This is a genomic window from uncultured Paraglaciecola sp., assembly GCF_963977085.1.
GTDB lineage: Bacteria > Pseudomonadota > Gammaproteobacteria > Enterobacterales > Alteromonadaceae > Paraglaciecola.
On the sequence record NZ_CAXBNC010000001.1, the window covers coordinates 318,481 to 335,445 of the forward strand.

Annotated in this window: 11 protein-coding genes; 4 read left to right on the forward strand and 7 right to left on the reverse strand. The window is 42.1% G+C overall.

Going from position 1 to position 16,965, the window contains the following annotated elements:
- Positions 1-75: 75 nt before the first annotated feature.
- Positions 76-822, reverse strand: coding sequence for a ferredoxin--NADP reductase (locus AAC000_RS01400; protein WP_339719431.1), 747 nt, complete (start codon positions 820-822; stop codon positions 76-78).
- 178 nt (positions 823-1,000) lie between these two features.
- Entirely contained in the window at positions 1,001-1,294 is a 294-nt protein-coding gene (locus AAC000_RS01405; protein ID WP_339719433.1) for a putative quinol monooxygenase, read from the reverse strand.
- Between the two features lie 213 nt (positions 1,295-1,507).
- Between AAC000_RS01405 and AAC000_RS01410 the strand changes: the two genes are divergently transcribed.
- Together AAC000_RS01410 and AAC000_RS01415 are read left to right on the forward strand one after the other, a co-directional pair.
- Positions 1,508-2,725, forward strand: a complete 1,218-nt coding sequence (locus tag AAC000_RS01410; protein WP_339719814.1) for an Nramp family divalent metal transporter — start codon at positions 1,508-1,510, stop codon at positions 2,723-2,725.
- Positions 2,726-2,993: 268 nt separating this feature from the next.
- Complete coding sequence (locus AAC000_RS01415; RefSeq protein ID WP_339719435.1) at positions 2,994-5,141, forward strand: methyl-accepting chemotaxis protein; 2,148 nt, start codon at positions 2,994-2,996, stop codon at positions 5,139-5,141.
- A 238-nt stretch (positions 5,142-5,379) separates the two neighbouring features.
- On the opposite strand, the gene AAC000_RS01420 is transcribed toward AAC000_RS01415, so the two are convergent.
- Positions 5,380-6,240 (reverse strand): hypothetical protein, encoded by an 861-nt coding sequence (locus AAC000_RS01420; RefSeq protein WP_339719816.1) that lies wholly within the window; start codon positions 6,238-6,240, stop codon positions 5,380-5,382.
- A gap of 205 nt (positions 6,241-6,445) precedes the next feature.
- On the opposite strand from AAC000_RS01420, the gene AAC000_RS01425 reads away from it, so the two are divergent.
- Both AAC000_RS01425 and AAC000_RS01430 read left to right on the forward strand, forming a co-directional pair.
- Entirely contained in the window at positions 6,446-7,594 is a 1,149-nt protein-coding gene (locus tag AAC000_RS01425; RefSeq protein WP_339719437.1) for an efflux RND transporter periplasmic adaptor subunit, read from the forward strand.
- Between the two features lie 10 nt (positions 7,595-7,604).
- Entirely contained in the window at positions 7,605-10,799 is a 3,195-nt protein-coding gene (locus AAC000_RS01430) for an efflux RND transporter permease subunit (protein WP_339719440.1), read from the forward strand.
- A gap of 397 nt (positions 10,800-11,196) precedes the next feature.
- On the opposite strand, the gene AAC000_RS01435 is transcribed toward AAC000_RS01430, so the two are convergent.
- Genes AAC000_RS01435 through AAC000_RS01450 form a run of 4 tightly spaced genes read right to left on the reverse strand, consistent with a single transcriptional unit; the run spans position 11,197 to position 16,820 of the window.
- Positions 11,197-12,486, reverse strand: coding sequence for an ATP-binding cassette domain-containing protein (locus AAC000_RS01435; RefSeq protein ID WP_339719441.1), 1,290 nt, complete (start codon positions 12,484-12,486; stop codon positions 11,197-11,199).
- Entirely contained in the window at positions 12,486-13,634 is a 1,149-nt protein-coding gene (gene devC / locus AAC000_RS01440; protein WP_339719443.1) for an ABC transporter permease DevC, read from the reverse strand. Before devC ends, AAC000_RS01435 begins: the two co-directional genes overlap by 1 nt.
- A gap of 17 nt (positions 13,635-13,651) precedes the next feature.
- Entirely contained in the window at positions 13,652-14,569 is a 918-nt protein-coding gene (locus AAC000_RS01445; protein ID WP_339719445.1) for an efflux RND transporter periplasmic adaptor subunit, read from the reverse strand.
- 1 nt (position 14,570) lies between these two features.
- Positions 14,571-16,820, reverse strand: a complete 2,250-nt coding sequence (locus AAC000_RS01450) for a cyclic nucleotide-binding domain-containing protein (RefSeq protein WP_339719446.1) — start codon at positions 16,818-16,820, stop codon at positions 14,571-14,573.
- Positions 16,821-16,965: the final 145 nt, after the last annotated feature.

Genomic DNA, 16,965 nt, shown 5'->3' on the forward strand with positions numbered 1-16,965 from the left:
AATAATAAAAAACGCGCAATGACAGGAGTCGGTCATTGCGCGTTTTTTTCTTCATTACAAACTTGTTGTTAACGTCTACCAATAACGCTCCATGGATATTTGTCCAGGAGAACGTCTAAGGTGTTTAGATAAACCGAATTCAACTAATGTTTGCATCGCACCTTCTATCATCGCAGGGTTGCCACACAACATTACTTGGCTATGCTCAGGGTGAAGATCTAAGCCAACCTGTTCTTGAATAGTGAGTGTTTTAAGCAAGTTTGGGATACGGCCACGCAATCCGCCATCTGATTCTTCGCGGCTAACGATTGGCACAAAATGAAACTTTTCAGGATACTGTTGCATCCAACTTTCAATTAATGGCAGGTAAGCTAAGTCGTGCTGATAACGGGCACCATACACTAGTATGACATTTTCATAACTTTCCCATGCTTGTTTGGTTGCTAAAATCGACAGAAATGGCCCAACTCCTGTACCCGTTGCCATCAACCATAAGTCGCGGCTTTTGGGCACTTCATCCAGCACTAAAAATCCCGTTGCAGGCGACATGATTTTTAACGCATCACCAATTGCTAAAGTATGTAACTTCGGAGACAACAAACCTTCTGCAACAGGTACAGCAATAATCTCTAACTCATTATCTTCAGGGCCACTCACCAGTGAATAAGGACGAGATAATACTTTGCCATCCTTTTCAACACCTACCTTAGTGAACTGCCCTGCCTTAAACAGAGGGAAATCGGCACAGGAAAAACGTAAACTAAACAAATGATCATTCCAATCGGTTCTGCTCACCACTTTTGCATCTAACCACTGTGCCATTGTCATTATCCCCATTCGAAATCTATGTAGTAAGCCACAATATCATATGGGCGTTTTATTAAAAGTGAGAAGGCGTTTTCGCAGCTTATGGAGTAATTTAGGTTATTGGCGTTATGCTAATTTCCATCCCATGAGACTTTGCATATGGCTTTCTCAGCGACTAATAGTAGGCTAAGTATCATTTAATTTGATGCGCATTAAAAATATGCAGATTAGGAGGCGCAGTCACTAAAGCTCTCACTTCTGTCACAAATGCTTGGGAACTGGCTAGCGCAAAATGAGCGTCAATGGAGGCTTGGTCTTCCCATTGTTCATAAAAAAACAAGCGCAACGGATTTTCAGGATCTTGATACACGGCGTGACTGATACAGCCTGGCTCAGTGCGCGAATGAGCCACATGTTTCTGAGCCGCTTGCAAAGCTTGTGGCATAGTGCCTTCTTTGATTAGTAAATCACCAGTAATAATAATCATGTTGTTTATATTCTCTGTCATACCCAAGTAAATAGATTAAAACATAGGGTCTGGCATAATCACAACGCAGCTGCTCAAATGCATATAAACTCACATTTTTCATTAACCTTGCTCATGTGGAGTGAAGCCCGTGACATTTTCAGCGGTCACCATGTCGGGCATACTGCTAGGTTAGAAGTAGCGCATCAAAATCGACTAAAACAGGTAAAACCAATGCTAGAACGTATTAGAAATATCGGCCCTGGCGCATTAATTGCCGCCGCATTTATTGGCCCAGGAACGGTTACAGCCTGCACATTAGCGGGCGCAAATTACGGATACACCCTACTTTGGGCACTGTTATTTGCCACTGTCGCCACTATCATTTTGCAAGAGATGTCTGCGCGACTAGGGCTAGTGACCCAAAAAGGCTTAGGAGAAACCCTAGCAATTATGCTTAACCAATCCATTTGGAAATGGCCTTTATTTGTGTTAATTATTGTGGCCCTGTACTTAGGTAACGCTGCATATGAAGCGGGCAACTTATCAGGTGCGGCATTAGGTATTGAAGCCCTAACAGATGAGAGTCAAACCCTTTATCTGACATCGGTTTTGGTGATTTCCTTGTTAGCCGGCATGTTATTATGGCGTGGTTCTTACAAACATATTGAAAGAATATTACTTATCTTAGTGGCGCTTATGGCGCTGGCATTTATAAGTACTTTTATCTCAGTTGGGCCAGATCTAGGGGCATTGTTTACTGGGCTCACTACTCCCTCAATTCCCGACGGCAGCCTGTTAACCGTTATCGCACTAATAGGGACGACGGTTGTACCCTACAACCTTTTTTTACATGCCTCTGCAGTCAAAACTAAATGGACATCGGTGAACAATTTAAATCACGCTAGAACAGACACAATCACCGCTATTGGTCTAGGTGGCTTAATCACCATATTAATTGCCTCCACGGCCGCAGCGAGTATCTTTGGCAGCGGTTTGAATATTTCAGGAGCCAATGACATGGCGAAACAACTTGAACCTCTTTTTGGTTCTTTTTCAAAAGTCATGTTGGGTGTGGGATTTTTTGCGGCGGGTTTAAGCAGTTCAATTGCTGCACCTTTAGCTACCGCCTATGCCATGACAGAAATATTGGGGATCAAAGGTGGCACTTCCTCACGGGTGTTTAAGTTAATCGCCCTTAGCGTCATTCTTAGTGGTGCTTGTTTGGCTTTAACCGGTATTAAACCAATAAGTATTATTTTAGCGGCGCAATTTGCCAATGGTTTATTGTTACCCGTTATCGCTATTTTTCTGCTTGTGGTGATGAACCAAAAAAACCAATTGGGTCGATATACCAATAAATGGCTAGGCAATACTTTGGGGGTCATAGTGGTTGTTGTGACAGCTGGGTTAGGCATTCGTTTAATAATGAGTGCAACTGGCTTTCTTTGATAAAAATCAGCAAGTAAGTTATTTGTAAGCAGGCTTTTGAAGTTAGGTACCAGCTTCTGGACACAGCGTTTTCTGTATCACTAAAGTACCTTAAAAACCTAAACCAACTGGCCTAAGACCAGAAAAACCTTAGGGCTTTCTCACTAAAAGTTGCAGCTGTATAAGCAATGCAAATGCGTTATTAGGGTCTGCTGAATATATTCTTGTTATGGTGTGAATATTGCTGCTCATTAGATTCGTTTTAGTGAATTTTAGAGGTTTCACATTGGTGCAATTGAAAAGTACTGCTATGCAGTTGTCTGCTAAAGAACGATCTTGGTTATCCTGGTTTGGTGTCAACGGTAAGTTAGCCCTTGGACGCTCCTGTTATTTAAACAAAAATACCTATTCAATTGTTGAGCAAACTTTTGAAGGGATCGCAACGACCAGAGTCCAGCTATTAACAATGTGGACTAACAACCATTGGGATTATCTTGGTGCGGTGCGCGCTATAGTGGAGCATGGTGTTGCGGGAGATATACAGACATGTTTGCAACGAAAATGTGAAGCGATCGCTGACTTCTCTGAGTTATTTTTAGTGGATGAGGAAGGGAGCGTCATCGCATCCAGTTATCAGTCTAGGATTGGGCAAAAGCATCTTCAGGAAAAAGCACTCTATCAAGCTAGTCATTCAGAACGTTTTTTACATGGTCCTTATGTTGATGATGTCACCCTCAAAATTGGTGCATCTACTTCAAAATTTCATGATGAAGTAACCTTGATGTTTTATCTCCCCATTAAGCAAGCCGATAATTCAATACAGTTGCTCTGTGGTCGGGTCCCTAACGACGTAATTGGGGACATCATTCAACGAGAAGCCGGTCACATTTTCCCCGAGTCCGGAGATAACTATTTATTTATGGTTAACTCGAAATATGATCCCACTATTAAGCCCGGAATTGCACTGTCTCGTTCTCGCTTTGAAGATAATGCTTTTAGTCATGGAGAAAATTTAAAATCAGGTGTCAATACAGACTTTGGTGTCGTCAAAATTGATAAACACACAGAATTTGAAATCCGCTTTACTGACCCAGCTACCGGAGAGTTGCATCCAGGCGTTAGAGAAACCATTAAAAATGGCGAGAACTTGTTTGTTACTTATCCCGGATATTCCGATTACCGTCATATACCGGTAATTGGTAAAGGTGTGACTTTCAGTTTGCCTGGTTCTTTGGATACCTGGGGCATGATGTGTGAAGGTGACTTAGAAGAAGTATACCGCCGTCGCTCAATCAATCTCAGTTTAATGAAAATTTACCTGTTTTCGTTGGTAAGTGTAATAGCCGTTAACTCAAGTCTATTTCACTTCACTCACTTAGATACGCTAGTTATTAATGGTATTACTGCTGCAGTAGCAGGGTTGAGTTGTTTGGTATTTTCGTTTTCAGGCACCAATAAAGTCTCTCTTCGACTGAACGAAATGACTTCTGTGATTCGTACCATTGCTGAAGGTGGCGGTAACCTTACACAACGTTTAGATCCTAATACGATAAAGCATGATGAAACTGGCGACATGAGCCGCTGGATTAACAGCTTTATTGATAACTTAGATGGTATTGTTGGCCAAGTCATTCAGGCCTCACACAATGTTAAACTAACAAATGAAGTCATGTTGGAGCACAACCAAGATGCACTTGTGTGTTCAAATCAAGTTCATCAATCAATGTTGCACATGCAAGGTTTAATTGGTGTGCAAAGAAATGAAATATTGAACGCTGCAGCAGGTGCTGAAGACATGAAAGAGACCATGGCAAAAGTGGTGGCTAAAGCAAACGCCAGTTATAACGATGTGCGCTCAGGTACCCAAGCTATTCGTGATATTGTCGATAATACTGCCAAAAGTGTTCATTTAATTGACGACCAAATGAGTGATATAGGTAATATTATTTCTGTGATAACGGATATTACCAATCAAACCAATTTACTTGCGCTTAATGCTGCAATTGAGGCTGCACGAGCTGGAGAACATGGCAGAGGTTTTTCCGTTGTTGCCGATGAAGTTAGGAATTTAGCAGCAAGAACAGCGGCCGCCGCTACTGATATTCAAAACATGATCCAAGGTTTACAAAGTGAAACTAAACAAGCTGTAAGGTTTATGGAAACAGGGGTTGAAAATGTTGACCAAAGTTTAAAATTGACCGAAGCCAGCTCCAGCGAAAACACCGAATTACATCAATTAGTGCAAAACCTGTTTGATACTATTAATGTGATAGAGCAGAACAGTTCTAAAAACGGTCAGACCGCCCGTGAAGTCACCATAGTGACAGAGAAAATGGCAAACGTAATACATGAATTAGCTGGCAGCTCTAATCAGGTGGATACGACTGCCAATAAGCTACAACAACTAGTGAGTGAATTTCAGGTAGGTAGTCGCTGATACAACCATAAGTAGTCAAATCTGTGAGTTGTTTACTTTAGAACTGAAGTAGAAAATTAGCTCATAGGTAACCAATAGCGAATGAATACTCGTGTCATTTGCATATCAACTCGAGTATTTAAGTTCAGAGCAGCGATGCTTTGTGCTTAAATATTCTCGCAGCTCGCCATGTCAAAGAGTCAACCTTACTGATTTTCCAAAGGGATTTTTACAAATTATGTTGTAATGAATTTAGCATTTATAACATTTCTACAAATGCATCAACAAAGCGTTGCGGGGACTCAGGGTCCATATTGAAATATAACGATGGTTCGATTAGCTCTATTTCTATCACTGCAAATTCGTTTTGATGGCGTACTAAATCGATTCGCGCATACAACACATCTTCAGGTAATGCGGCTAAGCAGTGTCTTGCAGTGGTTAGCATCTCTTCACAAGGTTGAATAGACTTAAGTTGCCCGCCATGTTCCTCCTGCACTCTAAAATCACCAGATTCAGGCTGCTTCAAAATACTATGGCTATAATGGCCAGCAAAATAAAATAGTGAATACTCACCTTCATCAACAATTCCGTTTAAAAAAGGCTGTACCATGAACTCACGGTTTTCAAAAATGGCTTTTAATTGTTCTGCCTGTTCCACAAGTTTTGCTGGCGTCAATCGATAAGTATGATCGGCATTAGCACTAACCAAAGGTTTAATGACTAATTCTGGAGAATCAAAATACACAAAACCATTCTGAACTTCATTGAGTAAAAAAGAATCAAACCAAAGCGTGGGCACAATATTGATACCTTGGTTTTGTAAATCCTTTAAATAACGTTTACTAATATTCCATTGAACGATTTTTAAGCTATTTTGCAACCGTGCAGACGAAGCTTCGATACGTTGTAAGCAAGCCATAAAGCCTTCTACATCGTCTTGGTAATCCCACGCTGTGCGGATTACCACCACATCGTAAAGATCCCAATCAACGTCTTTTTTTCGCCAAGACACTTCTTCAGCTAACCAACCCACCTTTTTGAGGGGGTCAAATAACATAGTGTCGTAAGAAAAAAAGTCTTCAAGACTGTCCATGGATAAAAATGCACAACGTTTCATAGCGTATAGATTATTCGATGTTTGAGTGCTCATCACTATAATCAATTCGCTCGACTTTAGCACTAGCCTCTTTGAAACGTGCAGTTCCAAAAATAGAAAGGTAACCCGCAAGAAAAAGTCACACATTTTTACAAATGAACTTATGTATCATTGTTATCGTAAGTTACTATATAGCAACTAGAATTTGTGGTTAGGGCAAAGTGACATGAAAAAGAAATGGTTTAGAGGGATATTACCTGTAGTAATTTTGGTGATTGGTTTTGGCGGTATGAAGGTTATTAAGGCATCAGGTGAAGTTGATGAAGAAAACGAACCTGTTGATACACGTCCTACTGTCAAAATTGAAACAGCAATAGCTGAAGATTACCAAGTAAGAATTACTAGCTATGGTGAAGTTAAACCATTAGAGAGTACTTTGGTTTCTGCTCAAGTATCAGGCGAAGTACTCACATGGCACCCTAATTTTGTTCCCGGTGGTTTGGTTTTACGTGGCGACACCCTGTTTACAATAGAAGCGGATACCTACGAAGCTGCTCTATTACAAGCCGAAGCCGACCTTAGCCTCGCAAAAGCCAACCTCATTGAAGAACAAGCCAGAGCAGATGTAGCCGAGCAAGAAGCAAAAGGCAATACCGTTTCTGACTTATATTTGCGTAAACCCCAACTGCTAAGTGCCCAAGCAGCGGTAAAATCAGCTCAAGCAAGAATAAAAATCGCACAACGAGATTTGGACAACTGTGCGATCAAAGCCCCCTACGATGCGTTAATAGTAAAACGTGATTTAGGTGTTGGACAATATGTGAATCAAGGTGCTCAAGTAGGTGAATTATACAATATTGAGTCTGCGGAAGTATCTTTCCCTATCGCAGGTTTTGACAGGGAATTTTTGCCTAGCGACATTACTCAACAAATAGCCACCATCAGTACCAAAGGATACAACGCTATCGTACGTGAAGGTAAAGTGACACGTGACTTAGGTGTCATTGACCAAAGTACTCGCATGAGCCAGTTAGTGGTAAGAATAGAAGATCCCTATAGCTTAAAATCTTCGCTACCGCCCCTTAAATTTGGTCACTATGTTGAAATAAGTTTCCCTGGAAAAACCCTCAATCAGGTATATCGCTTACCTCAAGAATTAGTCAACAACCGGATTATTTGGTTATTAGATGAAGAACAACAAATGCAACCACAACGGGTTGAAATATTGCGTGAAGAAGGCGCCTATTTCCTGATCAGCGAAGGCCTACAAAATCAAGATACTTTAGTGATGACTCTGCCTGAATATCCGCAGAAAGGCATGAAGGTAAAAATTGCCAAGCCTAAAGAAGACTTAGTCGTTCAGAAATCATTATAAGGGCACCATCATGACTACTGAAAATACAGGCAGTCCAGCTACAGAACCACAAACGACTGAACCCAAACAAACCGGCTTAATTGCCTATTTTGCTAACAATTCTGTTGCTGCAAATTTGATAATGGTTTTTATTATCATTATGGGCATTTTTAGCTACTTCACTATCCAACGGCAAATGTTTCCCAACATTGAAATTAACTACATCAATGTGAGTGCGGTCTATCGCGGTGCCTCTCCTCAAGAAATTGAAGAAAGTATCCTCATAAAAATTGAGGAAGCCATTAAAGATATTACTGAAATCAAAAAGGCCACATCCCGGGCATTTCGTGGCAGTGGTAGAATTTCCTTAGAGATCCACAAAGACCAAGAATTAACCGAAGTTTTAGACAAGGTGAAAGCCAGAGTCGACAGTATCGCCACCTTCCCTGCCGATATGGAACCACCCAATGTTACCCAAGTTGAATTTAGACAAGATGTGATCGAAATGTCTTTGGTAGGAGATTTACCTATCAACGAACTGAAACCTATCGCCAAACAAATCGAAGATGAATTACTGCAACTTAACAATGTATCTTTGGTTGAATTAGATGCCCCAGAAGACGAAATAGCCATAGAAATTAATCCAGACACCTTACGCAAATACGATCTCACTATTGCAGATGTTACTGCCGCCATCAGGCGCTTTTCAGCGAATATATCGGCAGGACAATTACGTACCGACTCGGGCATAGTCGCCATACGAGTAGAAAACCAATTGTACAGTGGTGATGAATTTAGACGTATTCCTGTCAAAGTGGGTGACAATGGTGCCAAAGTATTACTCGAAGACGTGGCTGAAATTAAAGATGGATTTACAGAGGGCGAACGTTATTTCAAATACTCAGGCGTCAATGCGATATTTCTTTCTGTCAAAGCCACTAAAGATCAAAGCACTGTGCCAGTCGCAGAAAGCGTTAAGAAATATATAGAGGCCCGCAACAAAACGTTGCCACAAGGCTTACAGATAAAAGTACTAGTAGACATGACTTTCTACTTGAACGCCCGTTTAGATATGATGTTAAAAAATCTCTTTCAAGGCGCCATACTAGTGGCACTGATGTTAACTATTTTCTTAAGATTTAGGTTAGCATTTTGGGTGATGGTGGGGCTACCCATCTGTTTCTTAGGAGCGGTGATGATGATGCCTGTTTTTGGTATCACCATTAATATTTTATCTTTATTCGCCTTTATCATGGTACTGGGAATAGTAGTAGACGATGCCATAGTGATAGGTGAAAGCGCCTACTCTGAGATAGAAGAAAAAGGCGGTGGCGTTGAAAGTGTCGTACGGGGAGCAAAACGCGTAGCTACACCTGCAACTTTTGGGGTATTAACCACTATTGCTGTTTTTGCTCCCTCACTGTTTTCCACTGGACCAGAAGGGGCCTTTTTCTACAATATTTCGGTAGTGGTAATACTGTGTTTAGTCTTCAGCCTCATCGAATCCAAACTGATATTACCGGCTCACTTAGCACATATGAAATTTACACCAGTCAAAGAAAGCAGTTGGCGATCAAAGTTTAATAGGAAATTTTTTAGTTTTGTGAATGGCCCTTACAAAAATTTTGTGGTTCGCTGCATTGAATGGCGCTGGTTGGTTTTTACAGTGTTTATTGCCATTTTGATGATAAGCATAGGTCTTATACAAGCCAATTACGTAAGGATGATCCCTGCACCCAAGGTGCCCCATGATTTCCCACGCGTATCCATTGAAATGAATGAAAATGTTTCCGATATGGCTACGATTGAAGCCTTAAAAATTATCGAAACCATGGTGCTTGATGTTGATCAAAAAATTATCGATGAATATGGTAGCAGCATGATGAAAGATATTATGGTGTTTAATTCAGGGCGTACTCAAGGCCAAGTGCTTGTTCCTTTGGTTGATGAAGAAGAACGGCATTTTAACGCCTTTGAATTGGCCAGAAGATGGCGAGAAGCCATTCCCACTATCCCTGGTATGAAATCATTTACCATATATGACGACATCAATGGTGGCGGCAACGGTAATGGTGAATTTGGTTTTATGCTCTTTGGTGCAGATATCGATAAGCTTAATGCTGCCGGTCGCGAATTTATCTCAATGTTGCAGCAACAAGAAGGTTTATTTGATATCAGTTCCACTATTGATCCTGCAAGTAAAGAAATTCAAATGGACTTGTTACCCGTGGCTTACGACTTAGGCCTAGACTTGTCGAATATTGCCAGTCAAGTGGGTGCGAGTTTCTTTGGTGGAGAAGCGCAACGAGTCATTCGTGATGGCGAAGAAGTTAGAGTGATGGTGCGTTATCCTAAATTAACGCGAGAACGTTTCGCTGAATTAAAATATGCCGTTATTAGTACTCCATCGGGTCAAGAAGTGATGTTAGGTGATGTGGTTACTTTAACCGAAGAGCCGGGTATTAATTATATTCGTCGCGAGGAAGGTTACCGTAGCGTTTATGTATTTGGATCTATCGATGAAGAGCTAGTAGAACCTAACGAGGTCATAAGTGAAGTCGAAGAGAAATTGCTTCCTCAACTTAAGTCTAACTTTCCGGGCGTTAAATCTGAATTAGGCGGCACCATTGAAGAGCAACAAGCACAACAAGATCAGCAAATTACATTTTTGATTGCTGGATTGTTAATGGTGTATATCTTATTGGCTGTCCCACTCAAAAGTTATGGGCAACCTTTGATCATTATGTCAGTCATTCCCTTTAGTTTAACAGGGGCAATTTGGGGACACTTCTTCTTTGGTATTGACCTAAGCATGATGTCGACCTTTGGACTGATTGCTGCCGCTGGTGTGGTTATTAACGACAGTCTGGTAATGACTGACTTTGTTAACCAAAGACGTAAACAAGGTCACGCAATTAAAGCAGCGGTAACTGAAGCGGGATGTGCGCGGTTTAGAGCCATCACCCTGACCTCGATCACCACATTCGCCGGTGTATTACCCATAATGTTTGAAACCAGTTTACAAGCTAAGTTTGTTATTCCCATGGCTGTGGCCCTAGGGTTTGCAGTGCTCTACGCTACTTTGGTTACATTAGTATTGGTACCTTGTTTGTATATGATACTAGAAGACCTTAAAAGTAAATTCGTTTGGTTATTTGGCCTGATTGCAAAAGTATTCAAACGTAAAAAAACAGCATCAATAGACACTTCACCCTCACAAGCCTAAACTTTCAAACACTAAAACAAGCGCCTAATTGGCGCTTGTTTTGTTTAGGTGACTGCACTGGCGCTGCTAGACTCAGGAATATAAATGAGTTACCTCACTTGTCTAACACTCATGTGTAAAGGGTATCCATTACTCCCTTATTTAATAATGAGCATGAACAAGTGTCTGTGATTGATCTTGGGCCTCAGGCTAGTTTCGAAATTCTTCCTAAAGGTGGCGCTGAGTTATTTGTTTTACAAAGCAGTGTAAAAGCTTAGCCCCCTGATTACGCGCCCCTACTGGGTATGCTTTATTCATAAAAGCGGCTGCAACCGGTGCTAAAATTTTGACAAAGACAGGTCACTAAACTGATGTAGAACAGCAGATTCAAAGAGTAATGCAAGAAACAACGGAGAAGTCATAACTTAGCATAGGCCTCCAAAAGTCCGGTAATACTGGTACAAAACAGCTCAAATAATTTTAAATCTCGTTCTGTAAAACTCTGCTTGCTCATTACTCGTCGGCACTGAAGCACTGCAAACACTTCCCCTGTTCGCCGTTTTATGGGTACTGCCATTATCATTTGCGCCTCGTCACTTTTATCAATGACTGGATCTATTTGTTCGTCCAACAGAGAGTTGTTTATCAATAGCGACTTATTCAAGTCTCTGACTGTATTGACCAGTCCACCTTGATTGGGATAAGTAGCAACATGTTCGCCACTGGCATCTCCTAGTGGTGAAGCATTCCATGCCTGGTCAGTAGCGAGATATAATGGAAATCCAGCAGTATCGAATTTTGCGGCAGCCTGTGCCGTAAAATCGGCCAATGCATTAGTGAGTACCCCTGTAAATGCGATAGGATTAATTTTACTTTTAAGTGCCAAAATACGTTGTGATTGTAATGAAAGGTCAACCATAAAATATTGAAAATCAAAATCACTTTCAATTTGATTATTCGGCCGTTCTGAAGGTGTATCGGCCACCACTTTCATTAATTGTTGGCTGTTATCAATGACTGCTTCGTTAAAACTGGCGATATGCCCATCTTCTAAATAGATGATGCGGTCAGCTACATCAAGAATACGGTTGTCATGGGTGACCAACAAAATAGTAGAGCCTTGTTCCTTGGCCATACTCTTCATGCGATCTACTACGTCACGACCCGATTGTTTATCTAGCGAAGCCGTGGGTTCATCAGCCATCAAAATTTTTGGCTCAGCTGCCATTGCTCTGGCTATTGCCACTCGCTGTCGTTGGCCCCCTGATAATTGTTCAGGGTAATAATGGATCCGCTCACCTAAACCCACAATATGTAAATATTCCACTGCTCTTTGTTCTATTTGGCGACCTTTAAATTTGCCACTAATACGAATACCTAACACAACATTTTGCAGTGCCGTTAACGCGCCAATTAGATTATGTTGCTGAAAAATAAAACCTATGTTTTTTCGAACCTGCTCTAATTCCCTACTTTTTGCACCACTTAGTTCTTTACCAAGAATTTGCACACTGCCAGTTTTGACCGCTCTTAATGCACTAACAATAGTTAAAAGCGTGGTTTTTCCTGAGCCAGAAGGACCAGTAACAATGACAATTTCACCGGCTTTAATTTCGGTACTGATATCAAACAATATTTGTTTTTTGAGATCACCACTGCCAAAAGAGAAATCTAGATTTTTAACACTAATTGAAATATCTGAGGACATTAAAACACCTCAGCAGGGTCGAGGCGAGCGACTTTTCGAACGCTCAGTAAAGCGGAAATGGCACACATTATCATGGTTAAGATAAACACGGTTATGGCGCGATCTTGGGTTAAATAAAGAGGTAAGTTTGTTGCGCCCGCCGCGATTGAATACAACCACATAGCAACAGCCACACCGGGAATGTAGCCTAGCGCTCCCAATAACACTGCCTGTTGTACAACTATGCCAGAAACAAATGTGCTGGAATATCCCATAGCACGCAGAGTGGCATATTCACTCAGGTGCTCAGACACACCTGCAAACAAAATCTGATAGACAATAATGGCCCCAACAACAAAGCCCATTATTGCTCCAAAAGTAAATATATAACCAATTGGCGTGGCGGAATTCCAATAAGCGGTTTCCCGTTTTACAAAATCTTGCTTGGTCAAAACTAACACATCACCTGGAAGATAATCTTTAAGCTTATCTCTGACATCGTTGGCGTTGGCACCTGCTTTGAGTTTGATTAAACCCAGTTGTATGTCTTCACGTGAGCGATCAGGAAACAATCGGTGCCAATTATCTGTGCTCATAAAAACACTGCCATCTAAACCAAAAGAAGTCCCCATTTTATACAAGCCAACTATACTGATTTCGCGATTGTTGATTTCAGTCACCAGCACCTTGTCGCGGCTCACTGCTTCACTAACAGGGCCGAATTCAGGACGAGATGCAGAATCGAAAATCATCGCGTCTCGGGCTTTAAGTTTAGGGCGGAGTTGATTAAATTCGGGGTTATCAAAAATGGCATCCCCTGGGTCAAAACCCAGTGCATTGATGCTTCTGCGGCCATTATTCCAAGGATTTTTCCACACGCCGGGGAAAATATTAATCGGCATCACTTGTTCTACTTCTTGCATTGCCATAGCCTGATAAAGACGGCGCTGCGAAAAAGCCTGCGGACGCACAATAAACACGCTATCGGGACTAAACAAAGCGATGTCGTAATTCAATTTTTCGTGGAAGCGAACCGCACTTTCAAACAAGGCAGAGCGAAATCCTAATTGCATGAGTATCAACAATACAGCAAAGCCAATCCCACAGAGCGCAATAGTAAGCCGTACTGGCCGATGTTTTAGCTGCAACCACGCAACTTTAGTTTGCATTGGTATCATGTTATTTATTACTCAAGCACAATTTCAACTTGCAAGTTGATTAAATGCCTCACAGCTTGCGGATTGTCTAACAACACATCGACTTCAATTATTCGTGCATCTTTTCGCGCCGCAGGATCAGTACCAATAGCGTCGTGCTTTTGTACTTTAGGCTGAATGTAGGTCACTTTTCCCGTTAGTTTTTCATTTAGTGCGTCACTATTAATGCTTGCTTTTTGACCTAATTTCACACGTTTTATGTCTGTTTCGTATATTTCCGCCACCGCGTACATATTCTGCACTGCGGCTAATTCTAGAACACCATCCAAATGCACAAACTCACCAGGATAGGCATTAACTTGTACTACCATGCCATCTATAGGTGAATAAATGAGCTTACGCTGATATTCGGCTTGACGACGGGCTAACCTAGCTTTTGCCACTTCAATCGCCATCTCACCAGCAGTGGCCGACACCCGAGCCGATTGACAAGATGCCTTGAGCGACTTTGCTTCGCCTTGCGCCTGTTCAACTTCTTCGGCTGGTGCCAATCCCTGACTTAGTAATTTTTCACGTCTACCCGCTTCACTTTTGGCGGTATCAGCCTGAACACACGCCGCGTCAGCGACACTCTTGTCAGCATCAAATTGTCGTACCGCAAACTCGTATTCCTTTTCAGTTTCCACAACAAGTGCCTTTGCGACAGCCGCCGAATCGACTTCAGCGAGCAACTGACCAACAGTGACACTATCGCCTTCAGCCACATGTAACTTGGCAATCAATGAACCTGCAGTTGACTCTGGAGTAGAGGGTGCTCCGATAACAATAATGCCGTTTTCAGGTTCAATTCTACCGAGAGCTGCAACTGAGGTTAAATCATTTGCAAGTAGCAATTGGCTGAATAAACTAAAAGCGACACAAGTCGCTCCTATCAATGAATCCTTCATGTTATTTCCCCTGACTAATTTCGGACTTTTGAACGGATGCCTTAAAGTGAGTTTTAAGTCTTTCAAAACTCGCTTCATAGCCAATTTTGGTTGCTTTAGCCTGTGCTTCAAATTGCAGCATACCTACGCCTCTTACATGGATATTCAGATACAGATCTGCTTGTTGTTGTTCAATTATCTGCTGTCGCTTGAGGGCTGACCCAGCTACCATTGCTTGCATAATGGTAGAGCCGAGACTCGGCACTGACGGAGCTTTTAGCCAAGGTAATAATCGCTGCACCAATAAATGCCACCCCGACAACTCTCTTCCGTAGTCCGACTTTGCTTTTGGCCCCACGGGTGGCGCCACATCCACGGCAATAATGACGCCAAAAGGATTAATTTCGCGCATTATATCTACGGGTAAATTGTTGAGTACGCCACCATCAACCAAAAGTTCGTCTCCATGGGGCACCGGTGGCAACACTCCTGGTATAGACACACTGCTGCGAATAGCTAATCCAGCATCTCCCCTTTGATGAATGACCGGCAAAGCGGTGGTCAAATTAGTCGAGACACAAAAAAATGGTAACCAAAAATCTTCAATGTCCCAGCCTTTAGCTTGTTCGTTAATGGTTGCGGTGATGCGTTTGCCCGCTATCAATGAAACCAGTGGTAAAGTGAAATCGATAATTTTGTGGTAGGCCTTTTTCGCGCGGCGAGTCACTTCATCTGCAGTTGCGCCTTGAGCAACAATCCCTGCGATGGGCGCTCCCATACTGGTACCGCATACCATATCAATTGGAATGTTTAATTCTTCCATGGCTTTAATGACGCCCAAATGCGCAAACCCTCGTGCGCCACCGCCACCCAATACCAAACTAATCGCATTACCTGATAGTATCCGAGCCAACCTTGCCATATCTGCGTCATGTCGTTTACGCACATGGTAAATAGCGTCTGGTGAAACCGAAGACAGCCACGCCGAAGTATTTCTTGGTCGGTCAGTATCAAAGTCATGTAACAAGACTAAACTCCAACGCTGCCGCTCACCGCATAAGTGTGGGGCTAGAGTTGACAAATCCGCCGTAGAATTGGCTTCGGCCACGACTATCACTTGATCTGTTTGTCGAACACACCTAGCACTCCATTGGGACCATTGCTGATCTGACTGATAAACTAAAAATTGGCAGTTATCTTCTTGGGAGTGCAGCCACTCCACCAATCGTAAGCTAGTGGCCTCGTTTTCATGACTTTGGGCAATGCCCTCAGTAGCAAGTTCTGTATTCACTATGTTGCTACTAAGGTGTCGTGTTGAACCATGCACTGACAAAGTTGAGCATAGCTGTTGGGCAAAAGTGTTGAGTTCCATACTGGCATTGGCCGGCAATAAACTGATACAGCGAACAGGTGCTTTAGACGTGCCCTTTTCGATAGGTAGATTGGTCAGGCGTTTTCCTAATATATGAGCAATATTATGTATTGCTCTGGTATTACGCTGTAACATCAGTTCAAAACTGTAATTCGATAGTTTAACTAATTCACTGTCCCTCACTGCATATACAGTGTGCGCTTGCGGTTGCGCTGTTAACAGAGCCGTTTCGCCAATGGTTTCACCTGCCAGAATAGCTTCATTGACCACTTCCCTGCCATCTAGCAATTTTGTGGTCATTTGCAAGCGACCCGCGACTAAAATGTAGGCGCCGTCTGGTACATCACCTTGGCGAAATAACGTCTGGCCACTGGGAAGTGTCACCCACTGGAGTTCATTTTCAATATCAGCCAGCACAAAAGGCAACATCACACCAAAAGGTCCAAATAAATTATCGAGGTGGATAGATAATCGATGCTTTCGCATCATATGCAGGCCAATGCTTTGAAGTTTTTTCCACAGTAATGGCTGCTCTGACAACAAACTATTGTAAATTTCTCGGGTCACTATGGCGACTTGGCTATCTGCCCTTGCAAGAATAGAATTTAGATGTTTTTCTTCGGTAAAAAAACTGAGTAGACCAATCAGCTCACCTTCTGCCAATTGCTCGTACATTCCAAGCATCTTTGCCTTGCCAGACTGCTCCTTTACCAGATTCCCTCTGACCAAAAGGTAAAAGCAAGTATCACCCTCCCCTTCGGTCACCAAATATTCATCGGCACAGATATCTTTTAATTGTGCGTATTCTGTAAAAATGTGTCGTTCGTGCTCACTTAAGGTGATGCTTTGCGCTGAGCTATAATCTTGATCAGCGGCTTGTTGTGACGAGAATGTATCCAATTATCTATTATTCCATCAATTTAAGGCCAACTTTTGGCTTCCCCAAAATACAGCGAAATTTGAGTAGCCTAGTTGGATTAAGATCAAGGATTCTTAAAAATAGACTTTAAATCTTGCAGTTATGGTCTTTTTTATTCTAACTTCC

Coding starts and splice junctions, on each gene's coding strand:
- AAC000_RS01405 (WP_339719433.1), bottom strand. CDS start 1,294: ATGATTATTATTACTGGTGATTTACTAATCAAAGAAGGCACTATGCCA.
- AAC000_RS01410 (WP_339719814.1), top strand. CDS start 1,508: ATGCTAGAACGTATTAGAAATATCGGCCCTGGCGCATTAATTGCCGCC.
- AAC000_RS01420 (WP_339719816.1), bottom strand. CDS start 6,240: ATGAAACGTTGTGCATTTTTATCCATGGACAGTCTTGAAGACTTTTTT.
- AAC000_RS01425 (WP_339719437.1), top strand. CDS start 6,446: ATGAAAAAGAAATGGTTTAGAGGGATATTACCTGTAGTAATTTTGGTG.
- AAC000_RS01445 (WP_339719445.1), bottom strand. CDS start 14,569: ATGAAGGATTCATTGATAGGAGCGACTTGTGTCGCTTTTAGTTTATTC.
- AAC000_RS01400 (WP_339719431.1), bottom strand. CDS start 822: ATGGCACAGTGGTTAGATGCAAAAGTGGTGAGCAGAACCGATTGGAAT.
- devC (WP_339719443.1), bottom strand. CDS start 13,634: ATGCAAACTAAAGTTGCGTGGTTGCAGCTAAAACATCGGCCAGTACGG.
- AAC000_RS01430 (WP_339719440.1), top strand. CDS start 7,605: ATGACTACTGAAAATACAGGCAGTCCAGCTACAGAACCACAAACGACT.
- AAC000_RS01435 (WP_339719441.1), bottom strand. CDS start 12,486: ATGTCCTCAGATATTTCAATTAGTGTTAAAAATCTAGATTTCTCTTTT.